Origin of the sequence: Micromonospora sp. WMMD882, from assembly GCF_027497255.1 — a bacterium.
Classification (GTDB): domain Bacteria; phylum Actinomycetota; class Actinomycetes; order Mycobacteriales; family Micromonosporaceae; genus Micromonospora.
Genome location: NZ_CP114903.1, coordinates 2,453,481 through 2,471,168, shown reverse-complemented (window position 1 = coordinate 2,471,168; position 17,688 = coordinate 2,453,481). Strand labels below are relative to the sequence as shown.

15 protein-coding genes are annotated in these 17,688 nt (G+C 73.0%); 9 read left to right on the top strand and 6 right to left on the bottom strand.

What is annotated here, in order from left to right; translation table 11 throughout:
• Positions 1-846, top strand: a complete 846-nt coding sequence (locus O7606_RS09860) for a C39 family peptidase (RefSeq protein ID WP_281598759.1) — start codon at positions 1-3, stop codon at positions 844-846.
• Here O7606_RS09860 and O7606_RS09855 read toward each other — a convergent pair.
• The 4 genes from O7606_RS09855 to O7606_RS09840 form a co-directional block, all read right to left on the bottom strand.
• Positions 834-2,525: a CDP-glycerol glycerophosphotransferase family protein gene (locus tag O7606_RS09855; RefSeq protein ID WP_281598758.1), complete on the bottom strand. Its 1,692-nt coding sequence runs from the start codon at positions 2,523-2,525 to the stop codon at positions 834-836. The two genes, O7606_RS09860 and O7606_RS09855, sit on opposite strands and share 13 nt — an antisense overlap.
• A 35-nt stretch (positions 2,526-2,560) precedes the next feature.
• Positions 2,561-4,087, bottom strand: coding sequence for a bifunctional cytidylyltransferase/SDR family oxidoreductase (locus O7606_RS09850; RefSeq protein WP_281598757.1), 1,527 nt, complete (start codon positions 4,085-4,087; stop codon positions 2,561-2,563).
• A gap of 214 nt (positions 4,088-4,301) precedes the next feature.
• Positions 4,302-5,114 (bottom strand): ABC transporter ATP-binding protein, encoded by an 813-nt coding sequence (locus O7606_RS09845; protein ID WP_281598756.1) that lies wholly within the window; start codon positions 5,112-5,114, stop codon positions 4,302-4,304.
• On the bottom strand, positions 5,107-6,003 hold the full coding sequence (locus tag O7606_RS09840) for an ABC transporter permease (RefSeq protein ID WP_281598755.1): 897 nt from the start codon (positions 6,001-6,003) through the stop codon (positions 5,107-5,109). Before O7606_RS09840 ends, O7606_RS09845 begins: the two co-directional genes overlap by 8 nt.
• Positions 6,004-6,175: 172 nt before the next feature.
• On the opposite strand from O7606_RS09840, the gene O7606_RS09835 reads away from it, so the two are divergent.
• The 7 genes from O7606_RS09835 (at position 6,176) to O7606_RS09805 (ending at position 13,101) form a co-directional block, all read left to right on the top strand.
• Complete coding sequence (locus O7606_RS09835) at positions 6,176-6,826, top strand: TetR/AcrR family transcriptional regulator (RefSeq protein ID WP_281598754.1); 651 nt, start codon at positions 6,176-6,178, stop codon at positions 6,824-6,826.
• 109 nt (positions 6,827-6,935) lie between these two features.
• Positions 6,936-8,045, top strand: a complete 1,110-nt coding sequence (locus tag O7606_RS09830) for a DegT/DnrJ/EryC1/StrS family aminotransferase (protein WP_281598753.1) — start codon at positions 6,936-6,938, stop codon at positions 8,043-8,045.
• Entirely contained in the window at positions 8,042-9,067 is a 1,026-nt protein-coding gene (locus O7606_RS09825; RefSeq protein WP_281598752.1) for a Gfo/Idh/MocA family oxidoreductase, read from the top strand. Before O7606_RS09830 ends, O7606_RS09825 begins: the two co-directional genes overlap by 4 nt.
• 220 nt (positions 9,068-9,287) lie before the next feature.
• Positions 9,288-10,436: a glycosyltransferase gene (locus O7606_RS09820; protein WP_348651161.1), complete on the top strand. Its 1,149-nt coding sequence runs from the start codon at positions 9,288-9,290 to the stop codon at positions 10,434-10,436.
• A 10-nt stretch (positions 10,437-10,446) separates the two neighbouring features.
• The gene (locus O7606_RS09815; protein ID WP_281598750.1) at positions 10,447-11,007 is read left to right on the top strand and encodes a hypothetical protein; all 561 of its coding nucleotides are present in this window, start codon (positions 10,447-10,449) and stop codon (positions 11,005-11,007) included.
• Positions 11,008-11,029: 22 nt separating this feature from the next.
• Entirely contained in the window at positions 11,030-12,439 is a 1,410-nt protein-coding gene (locus O7606_RS09810) for a glycosyltransferase (RefSeq protein ID WP_281598749.1), read from the top strand.
• A 38-nt stretch (positions 12,440-12,477) separates the two neighbouring features.
• Positions 12,478-13,101 (top strand): hypothetical protein, encoded by a 624-nt coding sequence (locus O7606_RS09805; protein WP_281598748.1) that lies wholly within the window; start codon positions 12,478-12,480, stop codon positions 13,099-13,101.
• 54 nt (positions 13,102-13,155) lie between these two features.
• Here O7606_RS09805 and O7606_RS09800 read toward each other — a convergent pair whose 3' ends face one another.
• Entirely contained in the window at positions 13,156-14,370 is a 1,215-nt protein-coding gene (locus O7606_RS09800) for a glycosyltransferase (RefSeq protein ID WP_281598747.1), read from the bottom strand.
• Positions 14,367-15,071: a class I SAM-dependent methyltransferase gene (locus tag O7606_RS09795; protein ID WP_281599580.1), complete on the bottom strand. Its 705-nt coding sequence runs from the start codon at positions 15,069-15,071 to the stop codon at positions 14,367-14,369. The genes O7606_RS09800 and O7606_RS09795 overlap by 4 nt, the downstream gene beginning before the upstream one ends.
• A 336-nt stretch (positions 15,072-15,407) precedes the next feature.
• Between O7606_RS09795 and O7606_RS09790 the strand changes: the two genes are divergently transcribed.
• Positions 15,408-17,636 carry an arabinofuranosyltransferase gene (locus O7606_RS09790; protein ID WP_281598746.1) on the top strand — a complete coding sequence of 743 codons (2,229 nt, stop codon included), beginning with the start codon at positions 15,408-15,410 and terminating at the stop codon, positions 17,634-17,636.
• Positions 17,637-17,688: the final 52 nt, after the last annotated feature.

The following is a 17,688-nucleotide window of genomic DNA, read 5'->3' as shown; positions in this document are numbered from 1 at the left end:
ATGACACCCCCCTTCAACCGCCAGACGCTCGCCCGCCGCCCCTACCGGGTGGCCGTGTCGGCCGCCGTGCTGGTGGCGGCGTCCACGGCAGGCGTGCTGCTCACCCGCCCGGACGCGCCGGCCCGGCAGGACGACACCGTCGCCACCGCCGAGGTGCGCCCGACCCCGGCGGCCAGCGGGTCGACCACGCCGGCCGCTCCCGTGCCGGTCAGCCCGTCGGCGTCGGCCAGCGACCCGGCCCGGCCCGGCGCGTCCGCCCGACCGTCGGCCCGGCGGGCGGCGGCCACCGCGTCGCCGGACCCGGACCTGTCGGCCAGCCCCACCCCGGCGAAGCCGCCGTCGACGAAGGTGCTCGACGTCGCCTACCAGGCGCAGACCACCTACTACTACTGCGGCCCGGCGGCCACCCGGATCGCGCTGACCGCCCGGGACGTCGTCCGCAGTCAGGACGACCTGGCCCGGCGGCTGAACACCACGACGTCCGGCACCAACTCGGCGGCCGACACCACCCGCGTCCTCAACGACCTGGTCGGCCGGGACGCCTACCGGACCCGCACCATCCCGGGCGGCGCGGCCACGACGGCCCAGACCGACCGGCTCCGGGCCGACGTGGTCCGGGCCGTCGGCAACGGGTACGCCCCGGTGGTGAACATCGCCGGCTCGGTCACCGACGTCGACGGCGGATGGCACTCGTACCCCGGCGGCCACTACGTGACAGTGGTCGGCTACCGGGCCGACGGCCGGACCGTCAAGATCGCCGACCCGGCGGACCCGGCCGCCGCGTCGTACTGGGTGACCGTCGACGTCCTCGCCGACTGGATCGCCACCCGCGGCTACTCGGCCTGACCCCGGCCGGCCGGGACCGGGGGCCGCTGGGCGGGCACGGTGGGCGTGCCCAGGTGCGCGCGGGCGGCCGACAGGAACCCCTCGGCGTACGACTCGACGGGGAAGTCGCCCAGGTAGTGGGTGCGCGTCGCCCAGCGGGCCCCGGCCAGCGGGTCGTCGCCGAGCAGCCGGTCCAGCACCCCGTCCACGTCGGCCAGGTCCCGCCGCAGCACGTAGCCGGACCGGGCCAGTGGGAACCGCGCGGTGAACTCGTCGCCGTCCGCGCCCATGTCGGTCACCACGTACGGCTTGCCGGAGTACAGGTAGTCGGAGATCACCCCGGACACGTCGGAGACCAGCGCGTCGGACCGGTTGACGCAGTCGACCAGGCTCAGCGTCCGACTGGCCTCGACGCCCCAGACGTGCGGCCGTCCGGTGCGGGAGCGGTCCGCCGCGAGCAGCTCGGTGACCCGGGCGAGCTGCCGCGCCGACGCCGGGTTCTGCGCGGTGTACGGGTGGGCGCGCAGGATCACCGTCGCGCCCCGGGCCAGCAGCCGGCCCACCAGCGCCTCGGCCACCGGCAGCGAGCAGTAGTCGGCGTCGGCGTGGTGGCCCGTCCAGGTCGGCGTGTACAGCACCGTCGGTTCGGCCGGCGGGGTCAGCGGCGGTCGGCGTACCTCGATCGCCTCGACCTGGGGGCGGCCGACGATGACGAACTTCTCCGCCGGGATGCGCACCCCGGCGCGGGCGTACCTGTCGATCGCGGCCTGCCCGGCGACGAAGTTCTTGTCGAAGATCGCGGTGACCGGGTTGGCGCTGGGCGCCTTGTCGCTGTCGCCGTGGTGGATCTGGATGTGGGTGAGCTGGGTGAACCGGACGCAGTGCGCGTTCTTCGCGCCGTGGTTGACGTAGAACGCCACCTTCAGGCTCGACGTCAGCGTCTCGTCCATCGCCTTCAGCGTCGGGCAGTACACCACCGGGGCGCGGGTGGCCGCCGCGATCGGGGCCAGGAACTCCGGCTCGCGCAGCAGCACCAGGAACGGCCGGCCGATCCGCTCCAGGTACGGCAGCCACATGGTGACCTGGTACTCCGAGCCGGGCGGGGCGGAGAAGTACAACAGGAACTCCGGCTGGTGCTCGCGCAGCGCGCGGGTCACCGGGCTGGCCGCCGCCGACGGGCGGAACCGCCGCCGGGCCAGTCGCAGCCCGACCACCCCGGCCAGCGCGCCGACGAGCAGGCTCACCAGCAGCGCGTACCAGGTGGGCAGGGCCAGCAGCGCGCCGAGCGCGACCGCCGCGACCAGCGCCGGGACGGCGACGCCGACGTGCCCGGCGGTCAGCCCGGCCCGCACCGGCAGGTTCGCGACGCGGATCTCCAACCCGCCGGCGGCGCGCAGCGGCCCGTCCAGCAGCACCAGGGCCAGCAGCGTCAGCCCGGCGGCGGCCAACGCCGGGTCGAAGCCGGCGTCCAGGCGACGGGCGTACCCGATCAGGACGCCCGCCGCGACCAGCACGGACTCGGCGGCCAGGTCGGCGCCGGGGCGGACCCGCCGTTCCCACGCCCCGGCCCCGAGGGCGGCCACCGCGAGCAGCAGCCCCGGCACGGTCGCGCCGGTCAGCAGCAGGACGAGGAAGGCCAGCACCGCCAGGCCCACGGTGAGGACCCGGGCGAGCAGCTTCCGGACCAGGGTGCCACGCATGTCGCCGACTTCTCCTGACTGGTACGGGATCGGGGTCAGCCGGCCGACGGCACGGCGGGACGGTCCGGGTCGGCCTGACCGGGCAGACGTTCCGGGTCGGTCCGGGCGGGCGGCGTCGGCTCGTCGGCGTCCCGGCGGACGTCGACGACCTGGCCGGTGAGGTCGGACAGCAGCACGTCCAGCGAGGCGCGGGCCACCGTCTCCGCGGCGAGCAGGGTGTGGCCGGGCTCCGCCCCGAACGCCCGCACGCGCATCGGGGTGGCGGTGCGTTCCGGGTTGACGCAGTTGACCCGTACGCCGAGCTCGGCCCACTCGTCGGCGAGCGCCTGGGTGAGGTTGACCAGCGCGGCCTTGGTCGCCGAGTAGAGCGCGTACCGGGCCCGTCCCCGGGTGTACGAGCTGGACGTGTAGAGCAGCAGTTGCCCCTTCGTCTGCCGCAGGTACGGCAGGGCGTGCCGGGCGACGGTGACCGGCCCGACGAAGTTGACCTGGAGCAGCCGGTCGATGGTGTCCTGGTCCATCTCGGCCAGGGCGCCCTTCTCCAGGATCCCGGCGGCCACCACCACGTGGTCGATCCGGCCGGTGGCCTCGTAGGCGGCGGTCAGCGCGGCCCGTACGTCGGCGTCCCGCTCCACGTGGGTGCCGGTGGTGGAGCGGCTGACCGGGAAGACCTGCGCGCCGTGCCGGCGGGCCAGCTCGGTCAGCTCGTGCCCGATGCCGTAGCTGCCGCCGAACACCACCAGGGTGCGGCCGGTCAGCTCCTCGGTGTAGCGGGCCTGGTCGACCAGGCGCGGGGCGCGGGCGGCGGCGAGCTGGAAGAGCTTGTCCACCAGGTGCACGTCCACCGGGTGGGTGACCTTGATGTTCTCGTCCGCCCCGTCGATCACCCGGATCGGCACCTCGGGCAGGTAGCGCAGCACCACCCCGCAGTCGTCGGTGGCGGCGAAGCGCGGGTCGTCGGCGGCCCGCCGGTACGCCTCGCGGATGGTGGGGGAGCGGAACGCCTGCGGGGTCTGCCCGCGGCGCAGCCGCGCCCGGACCGGAATGCCGGTGATGCAGTCGTCGTCGTCCACCTCGATGATGGTGTCCGCCGAGGGGATCGCCACGTCCACCGCCGAGTACGTCCAGAGCGCGTTCACGCACTCCCGGACGATCCGGCCGCTGACCAGGGGGCGGACCGCGTCGTGGAAGAGCACGTTGCAGTCGTCGGGGCCGATGGCGGCCAGCGCCAGCCGGGTGGTGTCGCTGCGGGTCTCCCCGCCGGCGAGGACCTGGCGGACCTTGCGGAAGCCGGCGGCGTCGAGGATGCGCCGGGCCTCGTCGACGTACCCGGGGGCCATCAGCACCAGGATGTCGTCGATCTCGGGGGCCGCCTCGAACACCGCCACGGTGTGCTCGATGATCGGCTTACCGGCGATCTTGACGAGCTGTTTGGGGATGCCCAGCCCGACCCGGGCGCCGGTCCCGCCGGCCAGCACCACCGCCACCGTCCGGGTCGGCCGCCACGGGGCCGCCGGGTCGGGGCCGACGGCGTCGGTCTGGGACGGGGGGTGCTGCGTCATCGCCGATCCTCACTGATCCACGGGTGGTCGGGCCCGACCGGGCGGGCGGCTTAGACCTTAGCGCCGCCCCGGAACGCGACCGCCCCCCGGTGTTCACCGGGGGGCGGGGCGGGCGACACCGTCCCGTCACGAAGGCGGGACGCTACTTCTTCACGAAGGCGGGACGCTACTTCTTCACGAAGGCGGGACGCTACTTCTTCACGAAGGCGGGACGCTACTTCTTCATGAACTCGTTGTACGCCGCGACCACCTGGTCGGTGGGGCCGTCCGCCCGGATCACCCCGGACTCCAGCCAGATCGACCGCTCGCAGGTGTCCCGGATGGTGCCGATGGCGTGGCTGACCAGGAACACCGTGCCGGCCTCGGCGCGCAGCTCGCGGACCCGCTGCTCGCTGCGCCGCCGGAACCGGGCGTCACCGGTGGCCAGCGCCTCGTCGATCAGCAGCACGTCGTGCTTCTTCGCGGCGGCGATGGAGAACCGCAGCCGGGCCGCCATGCCCGAGGAGTACGTCCGCATCGGCAGCGAGCCGAAGTCGCCGCGCTCGTTGATCCCGGAGAACTCGATGATCTGCGGCACGAGCCGGCGCACCGCCGGCGGGGACATGCCCATCGCCAGGCAGCCCAGCGCCACGTTCCGTTCCCCGGAGAGGTCGTTGAGCAGGGCGGCGTTGACGCCGAGCAGGGACGGCTGGCCCTGGGTGTAGATCGCGCCCCGGTTCACCGGCATCAGCCCGGCGATGGCCCGCAGCAGCGTCGACTTGCCGGAGCCGTTGCTGCCCAGCAGCCCGATCGCCTCACCCCGGTACGCGGTGAAGCTGACCCCCTTGACCGCGTGCACCTCGCGTACGTTCGGGGCCTGGGTGCGGGTGACGATCCGCTTGAGCGCGGCCACCGGGCTGCCGCTGCCGGGGGTGCCGGCGCCGTAGATGCGGTAGATCAGGTGCACGTCGTCCGCGATCACCGTGGGGACGCGCTGGTCGGCGACGGTGGCGACGCCGGGGGTGACCTGGTTGTCGAGCTCAGCCACGACCGTACTCCTTCTCACCGCGCCAGAAGTAGACGTACCCGCCCAGGAAGGCGACGACCGCCCAGAGCGCCCCGACCGCCCAGAGGCGACCGGCGGCGGAGGTCAGCGGCACGTCCTCCATCAGCGCGTGCCGGACCAGCTCGATGTAGATCAGCAGCGGGTTCGCCTCGATGACGACCTGCGCCCAGCCGGGCAGGTGCTTCGCGAAGTTCTGCACGCTGTAGAGCACGCCGGAGGCGTACATCCAGGTCCGCATCACGAACGGCATGAGCTGCTTGAGGTCGGTCATCTTCGACCCGAGCCGGGCCATGCCCAGCGCCATCCCGACGTTGAACAGCGACTGCAACGCCAGCGCCGGCAGCACCAGCAGCCACTGGAGCGACAGCGGCTCGCCGGTGACCAGCACGATCCCGACCAGCACCACCATCGCGGTGAGCAGGTTCTGGAACTGGGTCAGCGTGACCGCGATCGGCAGGCTGGCCCGGGGGAAGTGCAGCGCCCGGATCAGCCCCAGGTTGCTGGTGATCGACTGGGTGCCGTTGAGCACCACCGACTGGGTGAAGTTGAACACGAACAACCCCACGCAGAGGTACGCGATGAAGTTGTCGATGCCCTGCTTGGTGTTGAGGATGACCCCGAAGATCAGGTAGTAGATCGCCGCGTTGGTCAGCGGGGTCAGGACCTGCCAGAGCCGCCCCAGCCGGGCGGTGGCGAAGGTGGCGACCAGCTTCGCGTTCGCGTAGGCCGCGATGAAGTGCCGGTACGACCACAACTGCCGGGTGTACCCGGCCAGGGTGGGCCGTTCGCCGGCCACCGTCAGGCCGTACCGGGCGGCCAGTTGCGCCCGGGTCAGTCCTGAGTCGGCGTCAGCCACCGCCGTGTTGGCCATGGGTAGGCGCTCCGATCTTTCAGGTGTGCGGGATGCGCGCGAGGCTGGCGAGTCTCCGGCGGGTCGTCCGCCGGACCGCATCGGTGGGGACGTCGAGCCTCTTCGCTGCGTGGACCGTAGTGGAAAACACGTCGGGACGCAACCGTACCGTCGCTGCGCTACATTGTTCCACGTGACGACCGAGAAGAGGCGGGCTCCGGCTGGCGCGGCGGTTCTGCGTGGCGAGATCACCACGGCCATCCGCCGGGCCGTCATGCAGGAGCTGGCCGCCGTCGGCTACGGGCGCCTGTCCATCGAGGCGGTCGCCCGCCGGGCCGGGGTGAGCAAGACCGCGATCTACCGCAGATGGAGCTCGAAGCTGGAACTGGTGCTCGAGGTGGTGTCCACGGCGGCCCGGCAACGCCTGCCGCTGCCGGACACCGGCAACCTCCAGGACGACCTCACCGTACTCTTCATGATCATGGCACGGGCGCTGCGCCACCCGCTCGCCTCCCAGATCATTCCCGACCTCCTGGCCGAGGCGGCCCGCAACCCCCAGATGGCGCAGACCCTGGAGGAGGCGCTGCGGGTCAACCAGCGCGCCGTCGGCGGCCAGTTGATCGGCCGGGCCGTCGAACGCGGCGAGCTGCCCGCCGGGGCGGACCCGGACGCCGCGATCGACTTCGTCGTCGGCCCGATCTACTGGCGGCTGGCCATCGCCCGGCTGCCACTGGAACCCGACGAGCTGCCCCGGATGGCCGCGGCGGTCACCGCAGCGCTCCGAGTAGCATGCGAACCACCAATCCGGGACGAGCCGGGCGTCCAACTGACCGTACGACCGTGACCATCCCCGCTCGTTCCCGCCTCACCCCGACCCCGCACCGCCGGCCTGCCGTACACCGGAACCGGCTAGCATCGCGGCCGGACGAGCTCCACACGACAGGAGGACGCCCATGACTGGGCAGCACGCCGAATTCATCCCACCCGCGAAACCGGTGATCGGCGACGCCGAGATCGAGGCCGCCGTCCGCGTGCTGCGCAGCGGCCGGGTCGTCCAGGGCCCCGAGGTCGCCGCCTTCGAGGAGGAATTCGCCGAGCTCGTCGCCGGCCGGCACTGCGTCGCGGTGAACTCCGGCACCTCGGCGCTCCAGCTCACCCTGATGGCGCTCGGCCTCGGCCCGGGTGACGAGGTCGTCGTCCCGTCCTTCTCCTTCGCCGCCAGCGCCAACGCCGTCCGCCTGGTCGGCGCGGAGCCGGTCTTCGTCGACATCGAGCCGGGCAGCTTCTGCCTGGACCCGACCGCCGTCGCCGCCGCCGTCGGCCCCCGGACCAGGGCGATCATGCCGGTGCACCTCTACGGCCACCCCGCCGCGATGGACCAGATCATGGCGATCGCCGAGCAGCACGGCCTGGCCGTGGTCGAGGACGCCGCGCAGGCGCACGGCGCGGCCCTCAACGGGACCCCGGTCGGCGCGTTCGGCACCGCCGGCTGCTTCAGCTTCTACCCCACCAAGAACATGCATTCCCTGGAGGGCGGCATGGTCACCACCGCCGACCCGGCGCTCGCCCGCACCCTGCGGCTGCTGCGCAACCAGGGCATGGAGCAGCGGTACGCCAACGAGATCGTCGGCGCGAACATGCGGATGACCGACGTCGCCGCCGCCGTCGGCCGGGTCCAGCTCACCCGGCTCGCCGAGTGGACCGAGCAGCGGCGGGCCAACGCCAAGTTCCTCGACTCCCGGATCACCGGCATGGTCACCCCGCCGGTGGCCGACGCCGCCCGGCACGTCTACCACCAGTACACCGTCCGGGTCACCGGTGACCGGGAGGCCGCCCAGCAGCGCCTCACCGAGGCGGGCATCGGCAACGCGGTCTACTACCCGACGCCGATCCACCGGCTCAAGCCGTACCTCACCGCCGACGGCCAGCCCGGCCCGTGGGACCTGCCGGAGACCGAGAAGGCCGCCGCCGAGGTCATCTCCCTGCCGGTCCACCCGGCGCTGAGCCAGGGCGACCTGGAGCGGATCGCCGACGCCGCGAACGCCGCCGGGGGTGCCGCGTGACCGAGGGACGCAAGCTGCGCGCCGGCCTGATCGGCCTCGGCGCGATGGGCCGCAACCACGCCCGGATCCTCTCCGGGCTCGACGGCGTCGAGCTGGTCGGCATCGTCGACCCGGCCGGCGACACCACCGGCACGCTGCGCGCCCCGGTGGTGTCGGAGCTGGGCGACCTGCTCGCCCTCGGCATCGACTACGCGGTGGTGGCCTGCCCGACCGCGCTGCACGAGCAGATCGGCCTGGAGCTGGCCGGCAACGGCGTCTGCGCGCTGATCGAGAAGCCGCTCGCCCAGTCCGTCGAGGCCGCCACCCGGCTGGTCGAGGCGTTCGAGTCGCGTGGCCTGGTGGCCGGCGTCGGGCACATCGAGCGGTACAACCCGGCCCTGCAGAACCTCCGCGCCCGGCTGGAGGCCGGCGAGCTCGGCGAGGTCTACCAGGTCGTCACCCGCCGCCAGGGCCCGTTCCCGCACCGGATCGCCGACGTCGGCGTGGTGATGGACCTGGCCACCCACGACATCGACCTGACGAGCTGGGTCACCGGCCAGGAGTACACCTCCGTCTCGGCCCGCACCGTCTCCCGCAGCGGCCGGCTGCACGAGGACATGGTCGCCGCGGTCGGCCAGCTCGCCGACGGCACGATGGTCAACCACCTGGTCAACTGGCTGAGCCCGCTCAAGGAGCGGTCCACCGTGATCACCGGCGACAAGGGCTGCTTCGTCGCCGACACGCTCACCGCCGACCTGACCTTCTACGCCAACGCCGCCATCGGCACCGAGTGGGAGGCGCTGCGGGCGTTCCGGGGCGTCGCCGAGGGCGACATGGTGCGGTACGCGATCCCGAAGCGTGAGCCGCTGCTGGTCGAGCACGAGCGGTTCCGCGACGCGGTCGAGGGCAAGGAGAGCGACATCGTCACCCTGCGCCAGGGGCTGCGCACCGTCGAGGTGGCCGGCGCGGTGCTCCGCTCGGCCGCCGACGGCAGCACCGTCGCGGTCGGTCCGCGCGCCCCGGGCGTCGTCCCGGCCGGCTGAGTCGACCGCGCCACCACACGTACCACCCGCCGCGCCGCGCTCCCCGACCACGGGGAGCGCGGTACGGCGGCCCGGACACGTCCGGGTGATAGCTTGGGACGCTCGTTGCGAGAGTTGGAGGCATGGTCGGGTGGCAGCCGCTGCTGTGAAAGACGTTGCGATCGTGACGCCCTGGTTCCCCACCCGAGAGTTGCCCTTCCGCGGGGCCTTCGTGCAGGCGATGGTGGACGCCACCGCGCCCGGGTGCGACCGGGCCACCGTCTACCACTGTGACGCGTGGGTGGCGAAACTCTCCAACCATCAGGACACTCTGGTCGGTCGGGCACACCAGGAGCTGCTGCGGCAGACCCTGCGCCCCACCCCCACCGTCGGCGGGGCCGAGCTGTTCTACGTCCCGGTGCCGATCCCGCGCGGCCGGTGGCACGCCGAGATCGCCCACCGGTACGCGGCGACGCTGGGCACCGCCCTCGGCGGCCGGCGGATCGACGCCCCGGTGGTGCACGCGCACGTCGGGCTCCCCGGCGGGTGGGCGGCGCTGCACCACGCCCGCCCGGACGCCCGGGTCTACGTCACCGAACACGCGACCTTCCTGGACAGCGTCCTCGACACCGACGAGGCCCGGAAGATGTACGACGAGGTGCTCACCCGCTGCGCCGGCTTCTTCGCCGTCGGCGAGGCCGTCCGGGCCCCGCTGCTGGAGGTCTTCCCGCACCACAAGGACAAGATCGAGTTCATCGCGAACCCGACCTCCTTCGACGTGGACCGGCCCGAGCCGGTGACCGCCCTGCGCCGCTGGCTGTACGTCGGCGGCCTGATCGAGCGCAAGGGCGTGGAGCTGCTGCTGGAGGCGTTCGCGACCTGCCGCGCCGACGACCCGTCGCTCACCCTGACCATGGTCGGCGCCGGCGAGCTGCTGGCCAGGCTCACCGCCCGCGTCGCCGAGCTGGGTCTCACCGAGGCGGTCACCTTCACCGGCGCGGTCTCGCCGGACGTGGCGTTGCGCCTGATGAAGGAGCACGACCTGCTGGTGCACCCGAGCCGGATGGAGACCTTCGGGGTGACCGTGGTCGAGGCGCTCGCCGCCGGGACGCCCGTGCTGGTCACCCGCTGCGGCGGTCCGGAGGAGACCCTGGCCGGCATCGAGGAGGCGGCCGGCGAGCTGATCGACGTCACCGACGAGCCGGAGACCATCGTCGCCGGCTACCGTCGACTGCGGGACCGGTTCCCGTGGGGCACCGACGTCGACCGGGCCCGCCGGCACCTCGCCGCCCGGTACAGCTACCAGGCGGTGGCCGAGGCGCACCACCGCATCTGGTTCCCCGAGTCGCACACCACGACGTCGACGCCAGCCGTCGTCGGCCCCGAGTGACGGAAGTGACATGCAGGTACTTTTCCTGGCCCTGGGCGCCAACCGCAGGCGGGCCGTGATCGAGGAGTCCACCCGGGCGGTGGACGACGGCGGCAACGCCGTCGTGCTGGTCGGTCAGCTCAAGACCTGGCACCGCGACCCGTTCGACAGCCGGGTCGAGGTGGTCGAGGTGAGCCGGCTGGAGCAGCAGCACCCGCCCCGGGCGGTGGAACGCGTCCTGCTCTTCAAGGGGCCGGGGGCGCTGTTCAAGGTGGTCGGCCGGGGGCCGCTGAAGCAGTGGGCGACCAGCACCCGCAAGACGTACGAGCGCCGGATCGCCGCGCCCGCCCACCGGGCGCTGATCCTCCCCTCCGACCGGCGCACCTGGGGCCAGCTCCGGCAGCGCCTGATCCACCGGCACGTGCTCGCCGACCGGCCCCCGTTCGACCTGCTCGTGGTCAGCGACCCGGAATCGATGATCACCGCGGCCGCCCTGCTGGCCGGCTGCGCCAACAGCAGCCTGCCCACCCCACGGGTCTCCTACAGCTACGACCACGCCGGCGCCGGCGCCGCCACGTCGGGCGCCGGCTGAGCGCGCGAAGGACATACAGCAGATGAACCCCAGGCGTGACGCCCGGCCCCCACGCATCCTCTACCTCTCCTTCTACTTCCCGCCGTCGCGGGCCAGCGGCGTCTACCGCGCCCGCGCCACCGCCAACCACCTGGCCGCCAAGGGCTGGGACGTCACGGTCTGCGCGGCCCCCCTCTCCTTCCTGTACGACGTGATCGGCTCCGTCGACGAGGACCTCGCCCGCACCGTCGACCCCCGCATCCGGGTGGAACGTCCGTCGCTCAACCAGTTCGTCTGGGAGAAGGACATCCGCCGCTACAGCGGCTTCCGGGCCCGGATGCCGCTGCTCGCCCACCGGCTCTACCAGTTCGGGCAGCGGCGGGTCTTTCCCGAGCACTACGAGTCGTGGGGGCGGGCCGCCGTGGCGCGGGCCCTGAGGCTGCACGCCCGCAAGCGGTTCGACGTGGTGCTCGCCACCGGTAACCCGTTCGCCTCGTTCGCCGCCGCGTGGCTGTTCCACAAGGCGACGAACGTGCCGTACGTGGTCGACTACCGCGACTCGTGGACCCTCGACCTGTTCCACGACAAGCCGGCCTTCCCCGACGACCACCTCGCCTGGAAGTGGGAGCAGCGGGTGCTCGGCAGGTCCGCCGGGGCGGTCTTCGTCAACGAGGCGCTGCGCCGCTGGCACGCCGAGCGGTACCCGGCGGTGGCCGGGCGGATGATGGTGGTGCCCAACGGCTGGGACGCCGACCTGATGTCCCCGGCCGGGGTGGGCGGGGTCGACCCGACCGTCGCCTCCCGCCCGCTGCGTTTCGGCTACCTCGGCACGCTCACCAACTCCCAGCCGGTGGAGGAGCTCGCCGCCTCCTGGATCCGCGCCCGCAGTCACCCCGAGCTGGCCGACGCCGAGCTGAACATCCACGGTCACCTCGGCTTCTTCAAGACCGGCAAGAAGGAGCTGATGAACCGGCTCGGCCTCGACCTCGACGCCGACGGGCAGGTGGTGGACGACCCGACCACCGGCGACCTGGGCATCCGCTACCGCGGCCCGGTCTCCAAGACCGAGGTCGCCGGGGTGTACGAGCAGAACGACGTGCTGGTGTTCCTCGCCGGCGGCGGAAAGTACGTCACCTCGGGCAAGATCTTCGAGTACATGGCCGCCGGCAAGCCGATCGTGTCGGTGCACGCCCCCGGCATCGCCGCCCAGGACGTCCTGGACGGCTACCCGCTCTGGTTCAACGCCGACAGCCTGGAGACCGACGCGGTCGCCAAATCGATGGTCGAGGCCGGTCAGGCCGCCCGGCGGCTCACCGCCGAGCAACGCGCGGCGGCGGTCCGGCACGCCGACGGTTTCACCCGGGACACCCTCCTCACAGCGCTGGAGGACCGCCTGCGGGTCATCGCCGGCCGGGAGCGGGCGGCGGTCGCCGGGGCGGGGCCGGCACGGTGAGCACGGACGGGTACGCGGCGACAGGGGAGCGTGGACAGGTGGCAGACGTGGACGGCGCCCTCCGGGTGATGGTCATCTCGACGGTCTACCGGCTCAACGAGCGGGTGCGCAACTACGTCCGGGCCCTGCTGGAGGAGGAGGGCCTCCGGGTGGACCTGGTCTTCCTCGGCGCCGAGGCGTGGCAGGAGGCCGACCCGGAGGAGTGGGCGGTGGTGAGCGGTCACCCGAACCTCACCCTGTACACCATCGACGGCGCGGAGCAGCGGCACCCGCTGCGCCGGGTCGAGCGGGTGCTGGTGCACAAGGCGCCCCGGGCGGTGCTCACCCGGGCCACCCGGCTCACCGAGAAGGTCGCCCCGCTGCGCCCGCTGCGCACGCCGGCCAAGGCGTTGGAGAACGGGCACCGCAAGGTCGCCGGGGCGTTCCACAAGCGCCTCTACATCAAGGCGTACCGGCTGGCCCGGCCGTCGGTGCTGGCGAAGCTGTTCCGTCAGCGCCTGGCCGACGTGGACTTCCGGACGGTGGACCGGGTCGTCGCCGCCGACGTGTACGCGGTGACCCTGAGCTGGCAGCTCGCCCGCCGGCACCCGCACCTGGTGGCCACCACCGCGCTGGAGCGCAACCTGGCGGCCCTGCACGAGGAACTCCGCGCAGACGGCTGACCCGGAACACGACTTCGGCCCCGGTCGACGCGACCGGGGCCGAAGTGTTTGTCGCTACAGCTCGCCGACCCGGGTCAGGCCGATGATGATCGACAGCAGGGCCGACTGCACGCCCACCACGATCAGGCCCACCCCGAGGATCGGCAGTCGCATCGTGGAGACCACCTCGAGCTGCTGGAAACCGGCCGAGCCCCAGCTCCACAACGCGTACCCGAAACAGGCCACCCCGGCGAGCGCCAACAGCAGGCCGGTGCTCACCCCACGACGCAGCGCGTAGTCGGCGATCCGCACCTCCACCTTCCGGTCGGGTGGGATCAGGCCGACCTGGATGGCGTGCGCGTGCACCACCACCGCCAACGCGATGGCGTGGATGCCGATGGCCACCGCCGTCGCGGCGGCCAGCATGGTGTGCAGGTCGAAGGAGAGCTTGCCGACCTGCTGGGTGCCGGCGAGCAGCCAGACCAGCAACGTGCCGCCGCCGAACAGCAGCGCGAAACCCGGGTAGAGCATCGCCCAGCGCGGGCTGAGCGCCAGCAGGAAACGCAGGTGCCGCCAGCCGTCCCGCCAGGTGCGCAGGTGCGGGGCACGACTGCGGCCGTCCGGGGCGAGGGTGGTGGGCACCTCGTCGATGACCAGCCCGGCCAGCGCCGCGCGGGCCACCATCTCGCTGGCGAACTCCATGCCGGAGGTCTTCAGCGACAGGGCGAGGATGCGGTCCCGGCGGAAGCCACGCATACCGCAGTGGAAGTCGCCGACCGGGACGCCGAAGAACGTCCGGCCGAGGAACGACAGCACCGGGTTGCCGAGGAAACGGTGCAGCGGAGGCATCGCCCCACGCTCGATGCCGCCCTTGAACCGGTTGCCCATCACCAGGTCCGCGCCGGCCCGCAGCCGCTCGACGAACGGCCCCAGGTCGTGCAGGGCGTAGCTGTCGTCGGCGTCGGCCATGATCACGTACTCGCCGTCGGCCGCGGCGATGCCGGCGCGCAGGGCCGCGCCGTACCCGCGTTGCGGCGCGTGCACGACCCGGGCGCCCTCGGCCTCGGCGATCTCCTGCGAGCCGTCGGTCGAGCCGTTGTCCGAGACGATCACCTCGCCCCGGATGCCCAACTCGGCCAGGCAGGCACGGGCCTTGCGGATGCAGACCGCCAGCGTCTCGGCCTCGTTGAGGCAGGGCATCACCACGGAGAGCTCGAGCGGGGCGACGGCGGCGCCCGCCGACCCGGCGGGGGACCGCCCGCCCTCGTGGTGGCTCGTGTCGACGGTCACCGGGTCGGGTTCCCGCCCGGCCGGGACGCCTCGCCGTCGGCCGGCACGTGACCGACGGCGAAGACCGACTGCCCGAACGGGGGTCGGGTGACCCGCTCGGCGGCCCGCGCGGTGGGCACGACGACCTTGTCCCAGACCCGCAGCAGGGGCCCGTCGCCGGGGATCATCCGGAGCATCTTCATGCCCACCGTCCAGGCCAGCAGGCCCGGCGCGTTGACGTAGTGCAGCCGGTCGACGACCAGCCCGGCCTCTTCGTACGCCTGACGCAGGGACGCCTTGGTGTACCGGCGGACGTGCCCGACCTGCCGGTCGAAGTGGCCGAGCGCGAACTGGAAGGCGGGCACGAACTTGATCACGCGGCCACCCGGCCGGAGCAGGGTGTGCGCCGCCGCCAGGGCGTTGACGTGATCCGGGATGTGTTCGAGCACGTTGAACGACACCAGCGCCGAGTGCTGCCGCTCGGGCGGGTCGAAGAGGTCCAGCCCCAGCACCTCCACCCGTTCGTCGGCGTCGAAACGCTGGTGCAGGGCAGTCAGGCGGGACGGCTCGGCGTCGCCGACGGTGATCGCCGGAACGCCCTCGTCCAACCAGCGCTGCGCGTAGTCACCGAAGCCGCTGCCCACCTCGATCGGGTTGTCACCCAGGTAGGGCAGGGCGAGGTCGGTCAGCCACCGGTGGTAGTTCACCGCCCCGGTGGCCATCTCCTGGAGAGTGGTCGACTGGAGCTCGGCGTCCGTGACAGGGGGGGTTTCGAGACTGGCCAAGGGAGTTGCCTCCTGGAGGGCCTACGGGGGCCGACGTGTTCCGCGGACCGGGGGAAAGGTCGCGAGCGGATGGCGTGTGCGGCGTCAGGCTACCGCACCCGGTACGGGGCGTCGCGTCGGCACACGCCCCGACGACCGGGCGAGTTGGGGCCTTTGGGGGTTTCGTCGCGGGGGGCGACACGGTGACCTGCGCGGGTGTTCCGGGCGGCGCTGAGCGCTCGCGTCGATGACGCTCCGCTAGGCTGGCGCACGTTTTCCACCAGGAGGGTGCGCATGACGAGCAGCGTGGACGAGGACACCCGCCCCGAGCGGCCCGACCCCGAGCGGGCGGACGACGCCCCCGAGGCGACCACATCCACCGCAGCCGGCCAGGTCGGGCGCCCTGCCGACCGGCCCGGCGACACCGCCCCCACCGCCACCGCCACCGCCCCCACCGCCACCGCCCCCACCGCCACCGACACCACCGACACCGACACCGACACCGACACCGACACCGACACCACCCCCACCACGCCGGCCGACACCGCGCCGCCGGCCGATCCCGGCCCGGGCGATGCCGCGCCGGGCGACACGCCGCCGGCCGATCCCGGCCCGGCCGGTGCCACGCCGGTCGACCGGGTGTCGACCGGTCGCGGGCCGGCCCGCCGACCGAGGTTCTGGGCCGGAGCGCCACTCTGGGCGGTCGTCGCCTGGCTGGTCGCCTTCCCCGGCCTCGGTGTCCTGGTGAAGGTCATCGACGCGAACCCGCTGGACGCGCGCGGCGCGGTGGTGCCGCTGGCGATCGGCCTCGTCGGCGGGGCGCTGCTGCTCGCGCTGGCCCTGTGGCGCTCCTCCGACTGGGTCGTCGGCCTGGTCGCCGGGGGATACGCCGGCTGGGTCGGGGCGACCCTGATCGCCTCCTACAACGGCACCCCCTTCGGGGACTCCGGACTGCGTGGCGACTCGGCCCGGCTGGCCGCGATGGCCACCAAGTTCACCGTGCACACCACCCCGGTCGACGGCGTCGTCTCGGCGGTGCCGGCGGAGTACCCGCCGCTGTTCCCGTTCCTGCTCGGGCGGGCGTCCCTCCTGCTCGACCAGCCCGCCTGGTCCCTCGTCGGGTACGGCGAGGCGACCCTCATCTCGCTGGCCGTGCTGCTGGCCTTCCTGCTGTGGCGGGGCGTCGTGCCGGCCTGGGTGGCGCTCGCCCTGGCGGTGCTGCCGGCCTGGGTGTTCACCCAGCCCCGCAAGTCGTACGAGATCGTGACCATCGCGGTCTTCGTGCCCTGGGTGCTGCGCGCCTTCACCGACCGGTCCCGCCGCGACGGCGGGCTGCACTGGCTCACCGCCGGGGTGATCGGTGGACTGCTCATCCAGACGTACCAGGGTTACCTGTTGTTCGCCCTGGTCGGTCTGGTCGCCCTGGTGCTGCTCACGCTCTGGCGCAGCCGACGCCGCTGGCGTTACCTCGGGCACCTGGTCGGGGTGGGGGTGACCGCCGCGGTGACGGCGTCCTGGTACCTGATCCCGTACGTGCGGGGCACCCTCACCTACGGCGGGGACCGGATCAACGACTACTTCATCTCGCCGTCCATCGTCGAGGACCCGCTGGGCCTGTGGTACCTGCTCCGGCCACTGGCCTCCCTGCTGAACCTGCTCCAGGCGGTCGGCCTGGTCGGGCTGGTCTGGTACTGGCGCAAGCGCTGGTGGGCCCGGCCGATGCTGTTGATCCTGCTCGGCGTCTACGTCTACCGGTGGGCGTTCGTGTTGATCTTCGCGACCAACGGGCACACCCTCTACCTGCACTACACCACCCGGCTGATCGGCCTGGTGCTCGCCTCCGGGGCGGTGCTGGCCGGGGTCGAGGCGGCCCGCGCGCTGTCCGCCCGGATCCGGGTGGTCGGCTCGCCGCGCCGGCTCGCCCTGGTGGGCACCGCCGGCCTGATGGTGGCCGCCGCGCTGGCCGGGATCGGCACCTGGATGCCGCACCCGCCGGGGTTGAACGACGTGGAACGTCCGGAGAGCGCGACGGCCAACCCGAACCTGGCCGTCTACGCGCACGCCGAGCCGCTGCCGGACGGCTCGAAACCGCGCTACCCGGCACCGGAGGGGATCAGCGTGCACTGGTTCCCGGCCGAGCCGGTCCGCCGGGTGGTGCACGACACGCTCGGCCCGGACGCCCTGCCGGTGACGCTCTCCTTCGACGAGCGGATGTACGCGTACCAGCCGTGGCCCGGGTACATCTCGGTGGAACGGCTCGCGTCGAACACCTGGACCCACTGGGACGACCGGCGGGCGGAGCTGGTGCGGCTGACCGGCGTCACCGACCCGGCCGAGTTCACCCGGGCCACCGCCGACACCGAGTTCGGCGAGATCGACGTGTTCGTGCTGCGACGCCGCCCCACCGGCTGGCACTGGGGCTCGGTCGTGTTTGACCCGAAGCAGTTCGACCCGGCGGTCTGGCAGATCGACGACACCATCGACAACGGCGTGGTGGTCGCGGTCCGCAAACCGGCCCCCTGACGAGCCCCGACGGCCCGGCGGGACGGGGACCACCGTCCCGCCGGGCCCGCTC